The sequence below is a fragment of the Verrucomicrobiia bacterium genome (assembly GCA_036268055.1).
GTDB lineage: Bacteria > Verrucomicrobiota > Verrucomicrobiia > Limisphaerales > Pedosphaeraceae > DATAUW01.
In genome coordinates this window covers 109649-129845 of record DATAUW010000018.1, presented here as the reverse complement: position 1 = coordinate 129845, position 20197 = coordinate 109649, and the positions used below count along the sequence as shown (strand labels likewise).

Here is a 20197-nt window from a genome sequence, read left to right as displayed (position 1 = left end):
TCGCGGCCGGATGAATTCCAATTACTCCAATTTGTGGTGGGCCATCGAGAACGTCATCGGCGGCATGGGAATTCCGTACATTGATCCCGAGCGGCGCCTCAACGGCGGCGGCCCGTTGCGCGCGCATCTCGACGAGCTGTTGCTGCTTCATCGCGTCGGCATCCGCGCCGTTGTCTGCCTCCTGAATATTCCCGGCGACGCTTCGGTTTTCCAAACCGCCGGTTTCAATTTCATTTGCCTCCCCGTCGAAAATGGCTATCCGCCCACGCTCGACCAGGTCCGCGAATTTCTCGTGTTCACCGAAGCCTCGCTCGCGCGCAACGAACCCGTTGCCGTTTATTGCCAGGCCGGTGTGGGGCGCACCAGCACCATGATCGCCTGCTATTTGATTCATCGCGGAAAATCTGCCGCCGAAGCCATTGCCTCCATGCGTGAGACGGAAGCTTCCGCCGTCGAAACGCCCTCGCAAATTATTTTTCTCGAACAATTCGAAAAACTTTCCCGCAACCCGCCGCCGCCCGCCGCATGAACCCCGCACCCTCCAGCGGCATCGCCGAATTTCAACAATTCCTCACGCGCCCCGAGCCTTTGCTCGCGCTCGCCCCCATGCAGGATGTCACCGACCTTGCGTTCTGGAAACTCATGGCGCGTTACGGCGGCGCGGATGTTTATTACACCGAATATTTTCGCGTCCACGCCGTTTCGCACTTGGAAAAATGGATCGTCGAGTCCATCACCAAAAATCCCACCGGCCGCCCCGTTGTCGCGCAGATGATCGGCAACGACATCCCCTCGCTCGTCCGCTCCGCGCGCGAACTCCAGCAATATCCCATCGCCGCCGTTGACCTGAACCTCGGCTGTCCCGCGCCCGTCGTCTATCGCAAATGCGCCGGCGGCGGTTTGCTTCGCGAACCCAAACGCGTGGATGCCATCCTCGGCGCCTTGCGCGATGCCGTCTCCATCAAGTTCACCGTCAAGACCCGCATCGGTTTCGATTCACCGGAAGTCTTCGACGAACTCCTCCCCATCTTCGCGAAACATTCCATTGATCTCCTCACCGTCCACGGCCGCACCGTGAAAGAAATGTATCGCAGCGAAGTTCATTACGATTACATCGCCCGCGCCGTCGCCGCCGTCCCCTGCCCCGTGCTCGCGAATGGCAATGTTTATTCCGCCGCGAAGGCCGAAGAAGTCCTGGAACTCACCCACGCGCACGGCCTGATGATCGGTCGCGGCGTCATCCGCAACCCGTGGCTTTTCCAGCAAATCCGCCAGCACCAGCGCGGCGAAAAGATTTTCATCCCCACCGGTTTTCAAGTGCTCGAATACATCCGCGAACTTTATGAAACCGTTCGCCCCGCCGGCATCACCGAAAATTCGCACATTCAGAAAATGAAAAAATATCTGAATTACATCGGCCTCGGCATCGAACCCACCGGGAAATTCCTCCACGACATCCGCCGCGTCACCACCGAAGCCGACTTCTTCCACCTCTGCGAAGCCCATCTCAGCCACCATCACCTCATGCCCCTCGAACCCTACGCCCTCGACCTAAAATCCACCGACGTCATGGCCGGTGAACATTTGTAAAACACGAATTCCCAAAAAAAATCCATCCACCTCCACTTCCAATCTCCGCGCCTCCGCGGTTAAAAATCACTTGCCTCACCTCGCGAGCACGATAACTTGAATACCGGCAAAAACTCATGGCAAAGAGCGCCACATTTTGGAACCGTTTAAACTTCGAGCGCGAGCTTTGGTCTCAGGGCACCACCCTCGTTGCCGGGGTGGACGAAGCCGGCTGCGGCCCGCTCGCCGGTCCCGTCGTCGCTGGCGCGGTGATCTTCCCGCACCAATGGCTCGAGCCCGGCCTCGATAAAAAACTCCGCGGCCTCAACGACTCCAAGCAACTCACCGAAGAACAGCGCGAGAAATATTTCACTTCGATCACCACGCATCCCGAAATTCGTTACGGCATCGCGGTCGTCGAAGTGGACATCATAGATCAAATCAATATTCTCCAGGCCGCCCATCGCGCGATGCACCTGGCCCTCGCGCAACTTCAACCCGCGCCGCAACACGTCCTCGTTGACGGACGCCCCGTAAAATCCCTGCGCATCCCCAACACCCCGCTCGTCAAAGGCGATGCCCGCAGCTATTCCATCGCCGCTGCCAGCGTCCTCGCCAAAGTCACGCGTGACCGTTTGATGCACGAATATCACGCACAATTTCCCCAGTATGGTTTCGCCGAGCACAAAGGCTATGGGACACCGCAACACCTCGCCGCCATCGCCGAACACGGTGCGTGCCCGATTCACCGCCGCAGCTTCTCCCCCTTCCGCGTCACCCCCGTCGAATTGGAATTATTCGATGCCGACGCTCTCGATGGCGCGCCTCTGCTCGATTAAAGCATGAGCATCCTCGCGCGCATCCAATTTTGGCGCGGTAAAGCTGAAAAATCCCTGCGTGCGCGTCACGGCGAAATCGGCGAACGCACCGCCAAAAAACATCTCCGCAAACTCGGCCTCAAATTTCTCGCCGCAAATTTTAAGTCCGACCGCGGCGAAATTGACCTTATCTTCCGCGACGCCGATTGCCTCGTCTTCGTCGAAGTAAAAGCACGCTCCTCCGAAACCTTCGGGCGCGCCTCCACCGCCGTCAACGCCCGCAAACGCCGCCTCCTTTCCCAAGCCGCCCTGGATTACCTGCGCCTGCTAAACAATCCCGCCGTAAAAATCCGCTTCGACATCGTCGAAGTCGTCCTCGAAAACAGCGCCGTCAAAGAAGTCCGCCACCTGCCCAATACTTTCCCAATGTCCAAGCCGTACAATTATTTCTGATTCTTTCTCTCCGCGCCTCCGCGTCTCCGCGGTAAAAATTGCTTCTGTCCATCCAACCGCGTATTATTTTCTCAAGTATGAGCACACCCATTTTGACTGTCGGCATGAAGATCACCCACCCGCATCATGGCGAGGGCATCGTCGAAAAAGTTTCTGAAGGCTCTGCCGACATCCGTTTTGGAAATATCCTTCGCACCATTGATCCGCGCCTTGCCGAAATTTCCGTTCCCGAGCCCACCGTGAAAATTGGCGATGCCGAAGTCCCGCTCAAACAATTTATCGAAAGTATCCTTGACCGCGCGCTCGACCGCCTTGGCGTCGAAAAATCGGATTCCTCCGTCTCCCAATTAGGTCCGCGCTGGCATAACGGACGCCTCGTTCTGCACCCATCCGATCCCACGCTGCAAACCAAGGAAGTCCCGCTCGAAACTTTTTTCCACAAAATCGTCGGCGTCCGCAACCAACTCCGCGTCCTCGAACAAAAAATCAACGCCCACGAAAAATTGAGTGACGGCGAAAAAGTCGAGATGCAACAATACCTCACCCGCTGCTACGGCTCTTTAACGACCTTCAACATCCTCTTCAAAGAAAAAGAAGATCAGTTTTAGTCGCGAGAAGATTACTTCGCATCGGCGGCCGGCAACCGCCATTGCTCATCGAAAAATCCCGTAGCCTTCACCCCATTCGGAATCCGCGACTCGATCGGCACATTGATGTCCACCACCGCATAATCCGGCAGCTTCGCCACCTGCAACGCATTGCTCGGACGCCCCACTTCGCAAAACGTAAAACCCGTATTCAGCAGACGTAATGTTTCGGGTTCAGCGGATTCGGATAAATCAAAACCGGCACATTATCGTCCGCCGAAAAGTGCGCCGCGCCAATTTGCACTCCATTTGCATCCCAATGAATCGGCAATTTTTTCACCATCCTCGCCAGCAATTTGTTGCTCTTGGGATCACCCCACAAAATTAAATTATTCGACGCCATGTCTTCCGCCGTGATCTCGCTATCATCCTTCACCCGCGCGTTGCCGCGAAATTGCAGATGCCATTCGTCCACCGCGTGATGCAATCCATCTGCCGCCCACGCGCCAAGTTTTTCATTCATCGGTTCACCAGTCGGCCGCACCATGATGAACGAATCCATGAACGCATCGTCAATCGGCCCCTGCAAACCGTGGCGCTTTTTCAAACTGATCGTATCCACATTTTTTACCAACTCCCATTTTCCGCCCATTTTTTGAAAGTGCGTCGTCCACGAAAGATCGTTTCGCACCGGCACAGTTTTGATCGCTTCGCCGTCAACCTCCACCAGCGGCTTCTCGCCCTTGGCCAGCGGACAAAGTCCCTCCGGCATCGCGAGCGTGAACGCCGATACATTCGTCGTGGTCACCGCAATTTTTTTATCGTCCACAATTTCCGCATTCACCCGCGCGCGATTCCATTCGTGCTCCATCCCATCCACCGTCACCCAATCCATTTCGTTGAAGCGCAAATTCCACGTCGTAAACTTCACCTGCTTCGGCAGCGGATCACGCCCCTCGTTCGCGATGGCATCCACCAACTGCGCCACTTTTTTCTTCGCCTCGGGTTCGTATTTATGCGCGGTGTTTGGCCCAATGATATGCGTGAGCATCATGCCTTCTTCGGCCATGTACTTCGTCATCAATTCCGCCGCCGCGCGCTGCCCGTCAATCTCGCCGCTGTAAGCAACCACATGCGTGTTGAACAAATTCCCCGCGTCATCGGTGGCATTATAATAATGCCACAGCGTCTGCTCGTAATCGGTCGGCGGCGGATTCTTCGAAAACGCCTTCGAGAAAATCGCCGTCTCGACAAAGCCCGCGCCGGGCGCGACCGCCGCCCATTGGCCTGCGTAATGAACTCCGAAATGCCACGTCGCCGCGCCGCCCATCGAAAACCCGCGCACGGAAATCCGGTTCGTATCAATCGGATAATGCCGCTCGACGTCCTGCAATGCCTCGAACACATCCACTTCGCCCGCAAATTTGAAGCCGTTGCAATAACGCCCGTACGGATGCAGCACGAACGTGTTCGTCGGCGTGAATTCGCCCGGATTCCTCTGCCGATCGTTGATGAAACTGATTTCGCTCAGTTGATCGCCGCGTCCATGAAACCAAATATCCAGCCGATGCCCATTCGTCTCGCCTGCATGGTAAGTCGCCGGCACGACCAACCCGTACGGAATCACCGAATCATCCAGCCTGGAAACATAGCCGCGCACGACCAGTCCCGTCGCGGTTGTCCACGGAGCTTTGCCTTCGCGCAAATCGCGCACCCGCTCTTCGCCTTGTTCGAGCAGCTTTTTCGCGACGCCAAATTCGTTCGTCTTGTAAAACATCGTGTCGTCGAGCGCATATTTGACGGCGTTATAATAAATCTGCACGTCCGGCAACAGTTCAAGCAACTCCGGTTTCGACACCAGCGAACTTTTCAATTCCTCAATATTTTTCCCAAGCGCGGCGGCGCCTGTTTCCAGTCCGTTTCGGACATCATCGGGCACGGCGATTCCGACTGGGGGAAATCTTGGCGGCGATTTGGGTTCCGCGCCCAAACAAACGCCCGCCGCGCAAGCCCACAAAAATACAATTCGAAATATCCTCATAGAGTGTGTTGAAACGAAATTTTCCTAACCGGCTCAGCTTACCGAACTCACCAGCCGCCGCAAATTTTTCTCGGCCTGCTCAACCCAATCGCCGTCCGGCAACGCGTATGGCCGGAAGGTTTCGAGATAACCTTCTTGTTCATTGTAGAACAAGGCGCGATGCAAGCCGAGCATGCTGGCGCGGGGACTGTCGCACAGGTTCGCCGAATCGTTCGCGCTCATCTGGAACAACACGCGCATCTCGAATTCGCTGAACGCCTTCTTGCTGAGAAACCGGTTCACGTTGTTATACGTGTCGCAACTCACAATCAGGTGGATGCCCAAGCTCGCGCCTTCCGTGATAATACCGTTGAGCAATTCGCTCGGGCTTGCCGACGCGTCACCGGACGAAAATCCAAAGTCATCTTCGCGCCGCAGTTTGTTGAACTTTTGCAACCCGTGGAAAAACACAAACGTCGCCGGAGCGCCGCTGCCATGATCTTCCTCAACGCGCTTTTTCAGGTCGGCGGAAAGATTGCCGAGCACTTCGCCAAGATCGCTGCCACGGGCGAGCGTCACCTGATGCGGAATCGCCCGCGTGATGCGTTCCAAAAATTCGCGCTGTTGCGATCCCGGCGTCGTGCCGTCGAACACGATGAAGTTCGCCGCGCCCACGGGATATTGCGCCGCGAGCGAAACCAGCGCAAGCGAGAGAATTCCCAGCGCCGCTTCCTCGCGCTGGCCGACGATCAATAAATTATTTCCACTCTGGCGATGGAACACGGCCTCGGTCGGACCCTTGATGGAATTGGGCGCGCCGAGCCAGATGCGTGGCGACGACGGCGGTTTGACGGCCTCAACTTCGAGCAATTGCTGAAGCAAACGATTCTCGCGGATGTCCGCCGGCGCATCGCCTTCATACACGATGGGCCCGATGTGCCCCATGCCTTCCTGCACCGCGCGTTGCCGCACTTTTTCGAGATAGCTGTCGCGAATTTCATCGGAGAGCCACACGGTTTGGAACGGACTGTTGCCTTCAAGCGCGCCGGCCATGTCGTTATAAATGCCTTCGCCGGGACGCGTGAGCAGGCGCGGCGCGGGATTGCTGTCGTCCATGATAAGATACGCGTCGGCCTCGTTGCACATGAGCGCGATGCGGATGACCATTTGCCCAAGCGTCGTGCGCGCCACGGTGTAAGCGCCGCCGAGAGTTTGCGAACCCAAAATGACATGCACGCCAAACGCGCGGCCCTGGCGTACGATGCGGTCGAGCAACAGATTCGCGCTCTGCGAAATCTTATCATCCTCGACGAACAATTCCTGGAACTCGTCAATCATTAGCAGCGAGCGCGGAACCGGTTCTTTTCCGCCCGCGCGCTTGTAACCGGCGATGTCCTGCACACCCAGTTTGCGGAACATATCGCCGCGCCGTTTCAATTCGTCATCCACGCGTTGCAAAACGCTCAGGCCAAATTCGCGATCGCTCTCAATCGCCACTACGCGCGCGTGCGGCAATCGTTTCGCGGCGTAACATTTGAACTCGACGCCCTTCTTGAAATCCACGAGATAAAATTCCACCTGCTCCGGGCTGCACCACAACGCGAGATTCGTGATCATCACGTGAAACAACGTGGATTTGCCGGAACCGGTTTTACCGGCGATAAGCGCGTGTTGCCGCGTGCCGCGCCCGATGGCGACATATTGCAATTTCGTCGCGCCCGTGCGGCCGATGGGCACGCGCATCTCGCTCGTCGTGTCTTCGCTCCACAAATTGTCGTCGGTGGGGGCGACCTGCGAGAATGGAACTTCCACGCGGCTGGAGTCGCGGCTGTTTTTGCCGACGGTGTGAATAAATTCGGTCGCCAGTTCCGCGGGCGGCGGAACGTCGAGTTGAAGGTTCGTTCCCGGCAATGGTTTGTTCGTGAAAAATAAATCGTTGCCCTTGACCGTCACGCAAACGCTGTTGCGGCGCAATTCGTCCGGCATAAAATCCTGCAAGGCCGGGTGGCGATGGTCCCAATGAATCAGAGTAAAAACCCCGCAACGCGCGCCGCTCGTGGCAATGCTCATCAACCGCTTCGCCGCCAGCTCGCTGAAGTTCACCGGGAAATCCGCGATCACCAAAATCTGGTAACGCTCGGCAATGTTTCCGGCGGCTTCGTTGTATTGCGCGATGGTTTCATATTCGTTGCGCAAATACATCTGGATCACTTTTTCCATGTGCTCGTTCAACTCGCCAAGGCGTTGCTCGATCTGCGAAGGCTGCGTCCAAATGCGGCTGTTGATGAGATGTTCGCCGTAATCCGCGAGATGCATCGCGCCGGCAAAATTTTGGCCAAGGCCGATCGGGTCAATGATCGTGAAGCTCAATCGCCCCGGAGGTGCGGAGGCGAGCAGACGCAAAATAATATTATTCAGCGCGTCAATGACCTTGGCGGTGCCGCCGCCGTTGGTCTCGAACAACACCGAACCCTGGTCTGGATATGTAAGCAGCATGGGCGCATCAAAACGGGCCGGGCCGGGCAGCGCGAGCCGCTTGTTTTTCGGAATCGCGCCGCTCAATTTTTCGACATCCACTTGCAGGTCCGCGAATTTTGCGGCGTGCTCGAACTTTGCGGGCGGCGTCCAATTCTTCAGCCAATTTTCCTGCCACGGCGGAAATAGATTTTCCGAGTCCGCCTTTAAATCCGCGAGCGCCGCGTAAATCGGTTGTGTCCGCTCAAGCCATTCCTTTTCCAACTCCTGCCAGATGCGTTGTTGCTCGGCGCTGGAACCGGCGTTGCGCACATCCATCATTTTGCCAAAAGCGCCTTCGCGCGCGGCGATGGTTTTCTCCACCACTTCCACCCGATGCGCGTGCTTGTCTTCCGCTTTCGCCAGTCGGGCTTTGCGGATGCGCTCATTCGTCGCCGTGATGCGCACGGTTTTGTCATCAATTTTTTCACGGAACGTCCCGCGCAAACTGCCGGCCTCTTTCAACGTCCGTTTCAAATCATCGTCAATCATCTGCGTCGCCGCCTCGAACTCGCCTTGCAACCGCTCAAGTTCGCTTTGATGATGCGTGTCGGACTTTTCGAGGCACGCGGCGTATAATTTTCGCGCCTTGCCCAGCGCGGTCGCGATTCCGCTGGCGAGTTTATCACCCTGGCTTTGCCCGACGAAATAAAGCACCAGCACCACCACCGCCGCGCCGATGGACGCGCCCATCGCCCCGTCGTGCGTGAGCGAACCGATGCCGAAACGCTGCAACACCATTGGCGTGGCACACAACGGCAGCAACAGCCACACCGGCAAATATCGAAACAATATTGAAAACGGCTGCCAGCGAAACCGTTTCAAATCTTCCGACGCTTTCGCCAGCAACGCGCGCATCTCGGCGAACAACTGTTCCTCATCCGGCGCGAGATTGACTTCCGCTTTTTCTTTCGCGCGCGCGAGCATGAAGGAAAACTTGAAATAACTGCGCAAGGAATTTCGCGCGCGCCGCTCCAGCGCTTCCAAATTCACCAACTCCGTCGCGAGATTCGTATTGAAATCCTGGAAACGCGCGGCGGTTTGCGCGAACGCGCCGTCGCGGCTGCGCTCCGTCTCCATCAGCAATTTTTGCAGCTCATACTTGCGCGTGCCGGTGCGGTTCTCGATGCGCTCGGACGTTTGCTCCTTGCTCGAACTGCGCGCCCGGTTGATGCGCGCCTTCCACTGGGTGTAACGCGATTCGATCGCATCTTTCTCCGCTTGAAATTCCGATTCCGCCGCGTCGCGTTCGGCGGCGGTTTGGCGCGCCTCCTCGGCAGCCTCTTCTTCATTGTGCTGGCGTTCGCGGCCAGATTTCACGCGCAGATCGCGGTCGAGCTTTTCCTCGCGGGCCGCGAAATCGCTCACCACGGCTTTCAGGTCTTCCACCAGCACCAGTGTCTTTTTTACCCCTTGATGGTTACTCACAGTCTTTCCTGATTTTGTTTATGATCTTGTCGAGCTGCTCGATGATGACGACGGCATTGTCCACGCTCGCCTGCAACTCCTCGATGTACTTTTTCTCGAACTCCTCACTCTTCGCGTCCTTCCAATATTCCCGGGTGGTTTTCCAGCGGCCGATCAATTCTTTCGTCATCATCGCCAGACTCGTGCCGTTATTTCGCAAGCTCATGCGAGGCCTCCTTCGCTGCCCGATCCGCTTTCGCCGGGAGGTTTTGTTTCCGGCGGCGGGCCATCCAATGTGGGCGCAACCATGTCGGCGTAAGCCTGAAGTGTCGCGATGGTTTGGGTGAGATACGCGACCGCATTGACCAAATCCTCATGCAACATGGAATGTAGTTTTTCCAACTGTCGCGAGATCGGTTCGGTTTGCGTATCGAAATCCCGGTCCCATTTTTTCAACACGCGCAGTTTGATGTCAGCCGCCTCCATCCGCTGTTTGCACTTAACCACCATCATTTGTTCCGCGGTGGAAACTTCGCGCAGGTTGGACATCTTGGCGCTGAACAACGCCGCCTTTGCCTCCTCCAACTCGCGCGCGTTGCGTTTAAAAATTCCGTCCCAATGCGAGCGTTGCGTGTATTGCACCCAGACGCGGGTGCGGCCCACCTCGGCGGCGACTTCTTCCAGCGCGGGCTTCGCCTTGCTCAAATAGATGATCAGGCTCGTTCGAAAATCTTCGATGGCCTCGACCGAGGTGACATTGACGCGCGTGGCCATGCGGCTAATGCTGGTTCAGATATTCCTCAATGCGCTGCGCCTTGCGCAACAGGAAGGGGGTTTGCTGATTTGAAATCTCGATGAACTTTTTTAACGCCTTCATTGTCGTCTTGAATTCGTCGGCGAAGCGGACTTGCTCCTGGTCCTGCCACGTATCGCCGAGGGCGGAAAACCGCGCCTGCAATGACGCCATGCCATTTTGTAAATCGGCGTTGAATTTTTTCAATTCCTGGGCGAACCGCCGCACCTCCTCCGGATCCATTATTGCCTGCGCCATAATAATGCTTTCTCTTTGCCGGAAAAGCGTTTGCCTGCTATCGCGTCTCCGGCTTGCCTTAACTTGCCCGCTTTTTGGCCGCTGCGCAAACCGTTTCCCACATTTTCTCGGTTTAAAATTTGCCGTGCAGGGCTGCCTTGGGCGGCATTCGCGATGAGGACGGCACATGTACGATTGCCAACCATTCCCATCCAATGATAGTTTAATAATTATGAAGTCATTCTCAAAGGTTGCGCGTCTGCTGGGCTGCATTTTGTTTTTTTGGCTGGCGTCTCCAATGACACGGGCCGCGCTGCCGACATTGAACGTGGCGGACATCGAACGCGCGCGCATCCTTGCCGCCGCCACGAATGCCCTCGCGCTGGAGCCGATCACTATTACGGCGTTCCCGGCGAAGCTCAGCCAGGGCGGGTCGAACGACTTTTATTCCAATGGCGATTATTGGTGGCCCGACCCGTCAAAGTCGAATGGATTGCCGTACATTCAGCGCGACGGGCAATCGAATCCCGAAAATTTTATCGAGCATCGGAAATGCGTTATGCAGTTGCGCGACGCCGTGGCCGCGCTGGGAGCCGCTTACAAGATCACGGGCGACGACCGTTACGCGGCGAAGGCGGCGGCGTTGCTGCGGGTGTTTTTTATCGATCCAAAAACGCGCATGAATCCGAGTTTGAATTATGCGCAGGCGATACCGGGTGTTTCCACCGGGCGCGGCATCGGCATTATTGATACACTGCATCTGATCGAGGTGCCGGTGGCCATCGAGGCTTTGAGCGCGTCACCGGCATTTCCACGGGATGTTTTGGACGGGCTCAAAAGCTGGTTCACTGATTACAGCACGTGGATGACCACGAGCAAAAATGGCCATGACGAGGCGAACACGCTCAACAATCACGCGGTGGCCTTCTATCTCCAACTCGCGGTGTTCTCGAAATTTGTGGGCGACGAGGAAAAAATGACGGAATGCCGGCAGAAGTATAAGGAGGCGTTCGTGGCGAAACAAATGGCGGCGGATGGAAGTTTTCCGGCGGAACTCAAACGCACGAAGCCTTATGCCTATTCGATTTTTCAACTGGATAATATGGCCACGCTTTGCCAGGTGCTTTCGACCAGCAAAGAAGATCTCTGGCTATATAGCTTGCCGGACGGACGCGGCATCGCGAAGGCCGTGGCGTTTCTTTATCCGTATCTCGCCGACAAATCTGCGTGGCCCTACAAGCCGGACGTGATGGCGTGGGATAGCTGGCCGTCGCGCGAACCGTGTCTGCTCTTTGCCGGATTGAAACTCGACGAGGAAAAATATTTGACGCTGTGGAAAAAACTGCCGCCGGACCCCACCAACGCAGAAGTTCAACGCAACATTGCCATTACTCAGCCGATACTCTGGATCGGAAATTCTAAGTAATTACTAAGCCGCAGAAGTCGCGGATTGGATCGCCGATTATCCGCGAGTCGGAATGACGTTATCCAGTTTGTCCGCCCATTCAGGATGCGCGCGCAGGGCATCGCCGCGCAGAAGTCCGGCGACGAATTTTTGGCCGGCGCGCGTGGCACATTCAATGCGTTTTTGCCAGATTTCCAAATCGTCGGGAAATTGATTGGAGAGCGTGCGATAAATTTCCGCGGCGGATTCCCATGAAGCAAGCTGGCGCAACACTTCGGCGCGTTCGCGAAGAACCTCGGAACTTTCGGAAGCAACCGGCGTGGATGCAATGGCAATGGTTCGCCACGATTCAAATTGTTTTTGCGCCGACGCCACCCGTTTTTCAGCGGAAGTGTCGGCGTTCGCTTCGAGCGAAGTCGTTGCTAAAAATTTTGCCAACTCGGAGAGATTGCGCCGCGCCGGCACGACACTCGAACAGCCAATGAGCCAGTGCTCCATGATCCAGGTGAGAAAGACTCGGGCATTCGCGGAGCGCGCGGCCCAATCCTCGCCGCGCAATGCCGCCAACAGCCCCGAGCCTAAATCTTCGCGCCGCGCCACTTCGTAAGTAGCACCCCGGCCCCACCACGCGCTACGGCCAGCCAGAAGAACTGGTTTTTCGTAAAGCGCCGCCTCAAATTGCAGCGTGGTAAATTGCGCCACCACGACGGAGGCGAGGTCCATCAATGCATGCACATTCACATCGTTGACGATGCGCGTGCCTTGCGCTGCGGCGGCTGCGTAGGGATTTTTATCAAGCGGATGCGGCTTGAAAATGAGCGCGCAGTCCGTGGAATTTTTCAGGAGCGCGCCGAGGCTCATCAGCAAATCTTCCGTGGACGCGAACGCGGGCGAATGATAGCGGCGTTGCGCGCCGTCGGCGGGCGTTAATCCGCACGGATCATAGTGTCCGAAAAACATGACCGCTTTCTTCGCGCCGAGTTTCCATTCTTCGCGCAACTGCGCGCCGCCGCCGTTGAATTCCGGTTGCTGATATTTCTGCGGCTTGCGATTCACGTAGAAGCTGCGCACGCGCTCGTAGGCGGAAGGCTCGGCGGCGGAAATTTCCTGCGCGAGCCAGTGAGTCCGCAAGTCCGAGTGGCCCTGAATGCCGCGACTTTCAATCATCAAAGTCTCGGGCAGCAAACCGCGTTCAAGGCTTTGCACGGGCATGCCCGCTTCGAGGCAAAGGCCATGTGCAACGCGCGCGAGTGGCGAGGTGGAATCCCACGTCAGCACGAAGCCGGGTTGCAAAGTTTTTAAAATGGTTCGCAGGACGCTGCGGCAAACTTGCAAGCCGGGAATTGCTTCGGCGGGCGGGTAAGCGCCATGAGAACGGCTGCTGTCCGCGCAGGCGATGTCCCAATCGCCGGGCGAATAGTGGCCACCTTCGACGGTCGCGCCGGGAAATTGCGTGGCATAATCGCGCAACAAAAATGGAATAGGCAGCACGGGAAAAGGCAGCGGGCTTTCCACCGGAGCGGTGCTTAGCAGAACGAGTTGAAAATCGAATTCCTCGAGATGACGCGCGAGGTTGGTCCACATCTGGCGCGTGGGCTCAGTCCACAAGAGATAATTGAAGGCCAGGCAAATGTTCGGCGTCACTTTATTGGATTAAAATAGGCCGAATTCTTTTACCAACTGATTTGTCTCCATGCCTTCGGCAATGGCGAGCAGGATGGACGATTCGTTTTTGCGGCGCTTGAGCGCTTCGGCAAGCACGGCCTTCTCGTGCTGCTTGGGAATGACGACGATGCCATCGGTATCGCCAAAAATCAGGTCGTCCTTGTGGATGCTGATTTCATCAATCAACACCGTGCGATTGCGCGAAGTGACGACGCCACGTTTGCGCGTGTCCTTGCAGTAGTGTCCCTTGGCAAACACGGGAAAACCCATGCCAACCGTATCGCGCGTATCGCGAGTGACGCCGTCAATAATGGCGCCGACCGCACCGGCGCGAATGGCCAGATTCGCGTTGAGTTCACCAAAGAAAGCAAAGTTCGGCGCGTGATTCGCGACGACGACGACATCATTCGAGACCACGTGATCGTAAAGCGCGAGACTGTCGTAAATTTTTTTGAAATCCTCGTCGTCCTTGCAACTGTCAATCTGCATCGTCTTCGCGCGGCCAAGGACTTTCGATTGCGGCAGGTTGAGTTTGAAATCCTTGGAGAGCACGCCGTCAATGCCAAGATCGTCCAGCACGTCGGAAAGCAGCGGGCTATTGAATTGCAATTTCAGGTTGTTGAAGAGGCGGCGTTCCTGTTCGCGCAGGCCGACGGCGATAAGATTCGCAAGTTCAAAATCGCGCGGCCAATTCACATCCACACTTTCGATGGGTTCGATTTCGAGCAGATAAGGATTGTTGCCGATGCGGCGTTTGAGTTGCAGCACGGCATCGCGGCGCATGACGTAGAGGCCCATCGTTTCAACGGTCGTGTCCGGCAAATCAATGCTGTTGGGAATGCGGTCGAGCGAATACGCCGGGTGGCCCTGCTGCCAGAGATATTGTTTTTCCTTGCGAACGGCGACGACGGAATCGTAGCGCGAGTCGGTCTTGAGAATCTCAATCGCCTTCTCGATGGTGCTCTGCTGAATGAACGGTGAAGTGCAGAGAAGCATCACGCAGATGTCGGCATCGGTGCTCTGGATTTCGTTGAAGAAAAGCTGGTTGCCATCGGTTTTATTATTGGCGAGGACAGGGTCGCGGCGAAGCCATTTGCACTTGAGGTCGCTGGCCAGATCGGCGATTTCGTGCGACTCGGTATCGAGCCAGACTTCATCAATGCCCGAGCAGGCGATGAGCTTGCGCAAACTGCGAAGAAACATCGGGTCGCCGTCGAGCAGCATGGTATTTTTATTGGGCACGCGGTTGCTGGTGCCTTTGGCCGGAAGAAATGCGGCGACTTTCATAATTTTTTTGCGCGACTGCGTTATAGGTTCATCGTTTTCGATGTTTCGTCAGGAGGGATGAGCACGGGATGTGCCACGGGCGCGGGCGCCCTGAATTGAGGCAAAAACGCCCGGAAATGGCCGATTACACGACTATGGTGAAATTTTTCGCGATCTGCGAACCGCCGGTCTAGGCATAAATGAACCGGCGCGAAGAAAAATACCCGGCGGATTTTGCCGCGCCAAAGGCAAATTTATTTCGGGCGGATTGGCAAAAATTTAACGCAAACCGGCGAGCCCAGTTCCCACGTTTTGCCGGTGAAAGTCAACTGGCCATTCTCGGGATTGATGACGAAGAGGACGAGATTGTTGGAATCCTGATTGGCATCGAGGATGTATTTGCCAGTGGGATCAATGCCGAAATAACGCGGGGTTTTTCCCTGGACGGATTGGCGCTGGACGAATGACAAAGTGCCGTTCGCAGGATTGATGGCAAAGAAGGCGATGCTATCGTCACCGCGATTGGAGGCGTAGAGATATTTTCCCGACGGATGAATGGCGATTTCCGCACCGGTGCTCGAACCTTTGAAATCAGCGGGAAGCGTGCTGATGGTTTGCATTTCGGCCAACACGCCGTGCGTAGCATCGTAGTTGAAGACGTTTATGGTGGAGGCCATTTCGTTGATCAGATAGGCGAAGCGTCCGTTCGCGCTGAAGGCCAAATGCCGCGGACCGGAGCCGGGTTTGATCTCGGTGAAGGGTGGGTCGTTCGGCGTCAACTTCCCGGCGGCGGCGGCGAAACGATAGCTCATGATCTTGTCGAGGCCGAGATCGCAGACGAACGCGAAACGGTTGGCGGGATCAACCGTTATAAAATGAGCATGGGGCTTTTGCTGGCGGTCGGGATTGATGCTTTTGCCGTGGTGCTGGATAAACGTGGAGGCATCGTCAACTTTGCCATCGGCTTCAATGGGAAGAACGGCGACGCTGCCGCCGCCGTAATTGGCGATCAGGGCATCCTTGCCGCTGTGGTCTATTAATATATGGCAGGGGCCATCGCCGACCGTGGAGCGTTCGTCGAGCAGAGTCAGTTTGCCCGTGCCGCGTTCAACGGAATAAGCGCCCACCGAGCCGGCATGTTTGCCCTGAAAATTATTAACCTCATCAGCGGCGTAGAGAAATTTTCCGTTGGTAGTGAGATCGAAGAAAGTTGGATTGGGCGTTTCCGCCGCGAGCCCTTCGGAAGTCAATACGCCGGTCTCCATGTCCATGCGATAAAGATAAATGCCTTTGCTCGTGCCACCGGTATAGGTGCCGACATAGACAAAACATTCGCTGGGCGTGAAATCCTTACTGTTTTGCGCGCTCGTGACCGGCGCGAAAAATGTAAGCAAGGAGAGACCGAACGCGGCGGCGAGAAATTTATTTTGGCTCATCGAATTTCACGTGAGCCTGCGGGAAATTCCGCGGAGCGTCAAGAACGGGCGGGCGCATGCCTCGCGCGCTCAACGTGGCGACAGTTTGAATTCGAAAACCCAAACCAAAAGGGAAGCCCCAAGCATCAGGGCGAATCCCCATTGAAAAATATAGTTGATTAGCAGGATTAGTTGCATGATTGGGTGATGCCTTCGTCAATGCGAAAGGCGTAGCGGCCGCTGGTGGAAAGCAGCACGATGTTAAATTGCGGCACTTTTGCCGCTTGAGCTATTTTGAATGCGCGATTGTGCGATTCAAAATCCTGGCCGGATTGCGCGTCTCGGACCCACGCGCGATTCGGTGCGAAAAACTTTTTGCTTTGGCTATCTTGAATTAAAACTTTCATATACAGGGATAGCATCGGCGGATTCGCAAAAATGAAAAATCGGAGTTTTGCGAAAAGAATTCTTCGCAAAGTCCTACAGGAGGATTCGACGGTCATAGACCGCGACTACAGTTGAAAAGCTTCGCTAGATCATGTGACAGAACATGGCGTCGCGCAGCTTGGGCTCGAACCACGTGCTTTTGGGCGGCATGATTCCACCGGCATCGGCGATGGTCATGAGATCTTCAATGCTCGTCGGGAACATGGAAAAAGCGCAAGCGTATTCACCGGAATTAACGAGCTTCTCCAGTTCGCCCGTGCCGCGGATGCCGCCGACAAAATTGATGCGCTTGCTGGTGCGCGGATCATCTATGCCGAACATCGGCGCAAGCACATTTTTTTGCAGGAGCGTGACGTCGAGCTGCTCGATGGGATCGCTGGTCGCGGTGAGTTGCGGGCGGAAATTCAGCGTGTGCCATTGGCCGTTGATATAAAAACCGAGTTCGTGTTTGCGCGTGGGTTGCGCGGCGCCACCCGGCTTGATGCTGAACAGGGTGTCGAGTTGCTCAAGCAGTTGCGCGTGGGTGCGGCCATTCAAATCTTTCAGTACGCGATTGTACGGAAGGATCTGCATTTGGTTGTGCGGAAAAATCACGCTGAGAAAAAAGCCGCTCTGTCCCGCGCCCTTGCGGCTCTGATAAACGCGCGCGGCGGCGGCGCTGCGATGGTGGCCGTCGGCGATGTAAAGAAAGGGAATGCGCGCGAACTCGGACGCGATGCGTTCCACCGTCGGCGCGTCGCTGATGACCCATGCGGTGTGGCGAACGCCGTCTTTCGCGGTGAAATCAATGTTGGGCGTTTCGGCAATTTTCTTTTGGAACAGTTCGTCGAGCGTGGGTTGGGCGCGGTAAGTCAGGAACACGGGGCCGGTTTGCGAATTAAGTGTTTCGATGTGGCGCACGCGGTCGTCTTCTTTATCGGGGCGTGTGAATTCGTGTTTCTTGATGATGTTGTGCAGATAATCTTCGCAACTCGCGGCGGCGACCAGGCCGATCTGCGCGTGCTTGCCCATGATCTGGCGATAGAGATAAAAGCTGGGTTGCGCGTCCTGCCGCAGCGAACCTTCGGCGATTAGTTTCTCGAAATTCTTTTTGCCTTGGGCATAAACTTGCGGCGAATAAATATCCACGTCGGGCGCGAGATCAATCTCCGGCTTGCTCACGTGGAGGAAACTGAGCGGATTGCCGGCGGCCATCGAGCGCGCTTCGGTGGAAGACATCACATCGTAAGGAAGTTCACAAATTTGCGCGGCGAGTTCGGGTCGCGGACGCAGTGCGGCGAATGGTTTTATCGTAGCCATAAAGGGGAGCGAAGATACCGAGGTAATTAAAAATTAAAAAGGTAAAATTAAAAATTGGCGAAGCCGCGCGAAATCACGGCGAGAAATAGAATGAATTCGCCTGACATTTTAAGACCAGTGGGGTTAAGTAGCATCACCTTTTTCCACTGATGGGCGCTGAACCGAATAATCCAATCCCACCCCACCCTGCCGTCTCGGGCGGATGGTTGCGATTTTTTCGGCCAATGCCGCCGGCGAAAGTAATGCTGACGGACCCGGCCGAAATCCGAGCAAAATATCGTTTCTGGCAGTTGCGTGTTTTGATTTACGCCACGCTTGGTTACGCAATGTTTTATTTCGTGCGCAAGAATTTGGGCATCGCCATGCCGTTCATGGGGCGCGACCTCGGGATCACGAAGGAAAATCTTGGGCTCTTTCTCACGTTGCACGGGGTGATTTATGGCGTATCAAAATTTCTGAATGGCTTTCTCGCGGACCGGTCGAACGCGTGCGTGTTCATGTCCACAGCATTACTGGCATCGGCGCTGCTGAATATCTGGTTTGGGTTTAGTTCGACGGTGGTGGCGTTCGGAATTATCTGGATGCTCAATGGCTGGTTTCAGGGAATGGGTTTTCCACCATGCGCGCGGCTGATGGCGAATTGGTTTCCGCCGAAGGAACTCGCAACGAAATTTTCGATTTGGAATTCCTCGCATAACATCGGGAGCATTTTGATTGTGCTGTTGTGTGGGGTTTTGGTGTCGCCGCATTTGGGCAAGCTGAAAAATTTGAATCTGGGCGGCGCGAGCGCGGACCCGGTTGGCGCGCATAATTGGCGGTTGTGCTTTTTTATTCCGGCGCTGATCGCGGGGGGCGCGGCAATCCTAATCTTTTTCCTGATGCCGGACACGCCGCCCTCGGTTGGTTTGCCGGAGGTTGAAGGGACGCACGGCAAAGGCATGGCGAAGGCGGAGTCAGACAAAGATTTCAAGGCGTTCGTGGGGCGGAAGGTTTTTGGGAATCCCTACATCTGGATTCTATCGAGCGCGAATTTTTTTGTGTATGCGATTCGTTATGCGGTTTTTGATTGGGGTCCAACTTTGTTGACGGAGGCAAAGCACATAAAAATTTTGCATGCGGCGTGGATGATCGCGGGTTTTGAGGTGTTCGGATTGCTCGGCGCGCTGATCGGCGGATGGATCACGGACCGGTTTCTCGGCGGGCGCGCGGTGCGGGCGTGTGTGTTTTATATGGCGATGGCGGGAGTATCGGTTTTCGCCTTTTGGAAAATCCAAACGCAATCGGAATTGCTGATCACGGGGTTATTGTGCGCGACGGGATTTTTTGTTTATGGACCACAATGTTTGCTGGCGATTGCGTGCGCGAATCTGGCGACGCGGCGCGCGGCGGCGACGGCAGTCGGATTGACGAGTATTTTTGGCTACGCGAGCACGGTGCTGTCGGGCTGGGGATTCGGCAAGCTCGTGCAGGAGTTTGGCTGGAACGCCGGCTTTGGAGTGATGATTGGTTGTGCGGTGTGCGGAACGATTTTATTTATTATCGCGTGGCCGGCCAAGGCGGATGGGTATGAGCAATGATTGTAAAAATTGCTGAAGCAGTTTTCGTCTCTTCGCGAGTTCCTTTCCACAAATTGAAGTGCGTCTGCCGCCTAAAATCCGTCGAGCAGTTTGAAGGCGAAGAGGGCTTGGTAGCGTTTTCCAAGAGCCGCCACGAATCGTCTGCTGCCATGCTTTAATAGGCAATGACGCCGAACAATTCCGCCTTCATTTATCCATACAAGATTTAGTTGATGTCCGGTCAACTCTGAGTCGCGTTCCACTTTCTCATGACAAATCTGCAGCCCAATAATTTGTCTCCACAAAATTGTTTTCTCGGGGTTGCGGCTCCAGATGCGCAATGTCTGTTTCTCTGGATCAATGATGATGCTCTGTCCGAACGCATTACGGATGAAGTACGGAAGCACGGTGCATAGAATCCAAAAGATACATCCGCCGACGACCCAATCTTTTAATTTCGTGCCAGCAACAGCCTTCGTTTCCCAGGGAAGCGCGGCCACGACGATCGCAACAATCAATATTATACCGGATAGCCAAAAAGCGGAATATGATGATTCCTGAACGTACAATTTTCCGTGGCGATGCAATCCGATATGCGGAACTAGACCGTTATTGTTATAATGAAGATCCAGCGGCGTCGTGGGTATTTCCATTGCGTTTAATTGGAGTTCCGTCCGCTCGTTCACGGGCAAAACATTCGCACAAAAATAAAACAATGACAACTCTCGAGGAATCGCTTTAATTCA

Annotated in this window: 19 protein-coding genes; 7 read left to right on the top strand and 12 right to left on the bottom strand. The window is 55.5% G+C overall.

The window, feature by feature from the left end:
* Positions 1-10: 10 nt before the first annotated feature.
* The 5 genes from VH413_13170 (at position 11) to VH413_13150 (ending at position 3448) form a co-directional block, all read left to right on the top strand.
* Entirely contained in the window at positions 11-529 is a 519-nt protein-coding gene (locus VH413_13170) for a dual specificity protein phosphatase family protein (protein ID HEX3799642.1), read from the top strand.
* Positions 526-1590, top strand: a complete 1065-nt coding sequence (locus VH413_13165) for a tRNA-dihydrouridine synthase family protein (protein ID HEX3799641.1) — start codon at positions 526-528, stop codon at positions 1588-1590. The genes VH413_13170 and VH413_13165 overlap by 4 nt, the downstream gene beginning before the upstream one ends.
* Before the next feature lie 116 nt (positions 1591-1706).
* On the top strand, positions 1707-2408 hold the full coding sequence (locus VH413_13160) for a ribonuclease HII (GenBank protein HEX3799640.1): 702 nt from the start codon (positions 1707-1709) through the stop codon (positions 2406-2408).
* Between the two features lie 3 nt (positions 2409-2411).
* On the top strand, positions 2412-2840 hold the full coding sequence (locus VH413_13155) for a YraN family protein (protein HEX3799639.1): 429 nt from the start codon (positions 2412-2414) through the stop codon (positions 2838-2840).
* Between the two features lie 77 nt (positions 2841-2917).
* Complete coding sequence (locus VH413_13150) at positions 2918-3448, top strand: hypothetical protein (GenBank protein HEX3799638.1); 531 nt, start codon at positions 2918-2920, stop codon at positions 3446-3448.
* 11 nt (positions 3449-3459) lie between these two features.
* Here the strand turns inward: VH413_13150 and VH413_13145 are convergent, their stop codons facing one another.
* Genes VH413_13145 through VH413_13120 form a run of 6 tightly spaced genes read right to left on the bottom strand, consistent with a single transcriptional unit; the run spans position 3460 to position 10419 of the window.
* Positions 3460-3615: a hypothetical protein gene (locus VH413_13145; protein ID HEX3799637.1), complete on the bottom strand. Its 156-nt coding sequence runs from the start codon at positions 3613-3615 to the stop codon at positions 3460-3462.
* Between the two features lie 23 nt (positions 3616-3638).
* The gene (locus tag VH413_13140; protein ID HEX3799636.1) at positions 3639-5468 is read right to left on the bottom strand and encodes a hypothetical protein; all 1830 of its coding nucleotides are present in this window, start codon (positions 5466-5468) and stop codon (positions 3639-3641) included.
* Positions 5469-5501: 33 nt separating this feature from the next.
* A complete protein-coding gene (locus VH413_13135) occupies positions 5502-9389 on the bottom strand; it encodes an FtsK/SpoIIIE domain-containing protein (protein HEX3799635.1) in 3888 nt (1295 codons plus the stop codon).
* Positions 9382-9594 (bottom strand): hypothetical protein, encoded by a 213-nt coding sequence (locus tag VH413_13130; GenBank protein ID HEX3799634.1) that lies wholly within the window; start codon positions 9592-9594, stop codon positions 9382-9384. The genes VH413_13135 and VH413_13130 overlap by 8 nt, the downstream gene beginning before the upstream one ends.
* Positions 9591-10142: a hypothetical protein gene (locus tag VH413_13125; GenBank protein ID HEX3799633.1), complete on the bottom strand. Its 552-nt coding sequence runs from the start codon at positions 10140-10142 to the stop codon at positions 9591-9593. The genes VH413_13130 and VH413_13125 overlap by 4 nt, the downstream gene beginning before the upstream one ends.
* A 4-nt stretch (positions 10143-10146) precedes the next feature.
* Positions 10147-10419, bottom strand: a complete 273-nt coding sequence (locus VH413_13120) for a WXG100 family type VII secretion target (GenBank protein ID HEX3799632.1) — start codon at positions 10417-10419, stop codon at positions 10147-10149.
* Between the two features lie 211 nt (positions 10420-10630).
* On the opposite strand from VH413_13120, the gene VH413_13115 reads away from it, so the two are divergent.
* Positions 10631-11824: an alginate lyase family protein gene (locus tag VH413_13115; protein HEX3799631.1), complete on the top strand. Its 1194-nt coding sequence runs from the start codon at positions 10631-10633 to the stop codon at positions 11822-11824.
* 36 nt (positions 11825-11860) lie between these two features.
* On the opposite strand, the gene VH413_13110 is transcribed toward VH413_13115, so the two are convergent.
* From VH413_13110 to VH413_13090, 5 genes are all read right to left on the bottom strand, one after another.
* Positions 11861-13447, bottom strand: coding sequence for a hypothetical protein (locus VH413_13110; GenBank protein ID HEX3799630.1), 1587 nt, complete (start codon positions 13445-13447; stop codon positions 11861-11863).
* A 9-nt stretch (positions 13448-13456) separates the two neighbouring features.
* Positions 13457-14755: an NTP transferase domain-containing protein gene (locus VH413_13105; GenBank protein ID HEX3799629.1), complete on the bottom strand. Its 1299-nt coding sequence runs from the start codon at positions 14753-14755 to the stop codon at positions 13457-13459.
* A 233-nt stretch (positions 14756-14988) separates the two neighbouring features.
* Positions 14989-16170, bottom strand: coding sequence for a lactonase family protein (locus tag VH413_13100; protein ID HEX3799628.1), 1182 nt, complete (start codon positions 16168-16170; stop codon positions 14989-14991).
* A gap of 167 nt (positions 16171-16337) precedes the next feature.
* Positions 16338-16556, bottom strand: a complete 219-nt coding sequence (locus VH413_13095) for a hypothetical protein (protein HEX3799627.1) — start codon at positions 16554-16556, stop codon at positions 16338-16340.
* Positions 16557-16680: 124 nt separating this feature from the next.
* Positions 16681-17895, bottom strand: coding sequence for a DUF1015 family protein (locus VH413_13090; GenBank protein HEX3799626.1), 1215 nt, complete (start codon positions 17893-17895; stop codon positions 16681-16683).
* A gap of 224 nt (positions 17896-18119) precedes the next feature.
* Between VH413_13090 and VH413_13085 the strand changes: the two genes are divergently transcribed.
* Positions 18120-19472 (top strand): MFS transporter, encoded by a 1353-nt coding sequence (locus tag VH413_13085; protein ID HEX3799625.1) that lies wholly within the window; start codon positions 18120-18122, stop codon positions 19470-19472.
* A 71-nt stretch (positions 19473-19543) separates the two neighbouring features.
* Here VH413_13085 and VH413_13080 read toward each other — a convergent pair whose 3' ends face one another.
* Positions 19544-20137 carry a hypothetical protein gene (locus VH413_13080; protein ID HEX3799624.1) on the bottom strand — a complete coding sequence of 198 codons (594 nt, stop codon included), beginning with the start codon at positions 20135-20137 and terminating at the stop codon, positions 19544-19546.
* Positions 20138-20197 lie beyond the last annotated feature (60 nt).

Coding starts and splice junctions, on each gene's coding strand:
- VH413_13170 (HEX3799642.1), top strand. CDS start 11: ATGAATTCCAATTACTCCAATTTGTGGTGGGCCATCGAGAACGTCATC.
- VH413_13165 (HEX3799641.1), top strand. CDS start 526: ATGAACCCCGCACCCTCCAGCGGCATCGCCGAATTTCAACAATTCCTC.
- VH413_13160 (HEX3799640.1), top strand. CDS start 1,707: ATGGCAAAGAGCGCCACATTTTGGAACCGTTTAAACTTCGAGCGCGAG.
- VH413_13155 (HEX3799639.1), top strand. CDS start 2,412: ATGAGCATCCTCGCGCGCATCCAATTTTGGCGCGGTAAAGCTGAAAAA.
- VH413_13150 (HEX3799638.1), top strand. CDS start 2,918: ATGAGCACACCCATTTTGACTGTCGGCATGAAGATCACCCACCCGCAT.
- VH413_13140 (HEX3799636.1), bottom strand. CDS start 5,468: ATGAGGATATTTCGAATTGTATTTTTGTGGGCTTGCGCGGCGGGCGTT.
- VH413_13130 (HEX3799634.1), bottom strand. CDS start 9,594: ATGAGCTTGCGAAATAACGGCACGAGTCTGGCGATGATGACGAAAGAA.
- VH413_13125 (HEX3799633.1), bottom strand. CDS start 10,142: ATGGCCACGCGCGTCAATGTCACCTCGGTCGAGGCCATCGAAGATTTT.
- VH413_13120 (HEX3799632.1), bottom strand. CDS start 10,419: ATGGCGCAGGCAATAATGGATCCGGAGGAGGTGCGGCGGTTCGCCCAG.
- VH413_13115 (HEX3799631.1), top strand. CDS start 10,631: ATGAAGTCATTCTCAAAGGTTGCGCGTCTGCTGGGCTGCATTTTGTTT.
- VH413_13105 (HEX3799629.1), bottom strand. CDS start 14,755: ATGAAAGTCGCCGCATTTCTTCCGGCCAAAGGCACCAGCAACCGCGTG.
- VH413_13100 (HEX3799628.1), bottom strand. CDS start 16,170: ATGAGCCAAAATAAATTTCTCGCCGCCGCGTTCGGTCTCTCCTTGCTT.
- VH413_13095 (HEX3799627.1), bottom strand. CDS start 16,556: ATGAAAGTTTTAATTCAAGATAGCCAAAGCAAAAAGTTTTTCGCACCG.
- VH413_13090 (HEX3799626.1), bottom strand. CDS start 17,895: ATGGCTACGATAAAACCATTCGCCGCACTGCGTCCGCGACCCGAACTC.
- VH413_13085 (HEX3799625.1), top strand. CDS start 18,120: ATGCCGCCGGCGAAAGTAATGCTGACGGACCCGGCCGAAATCCGAGCA.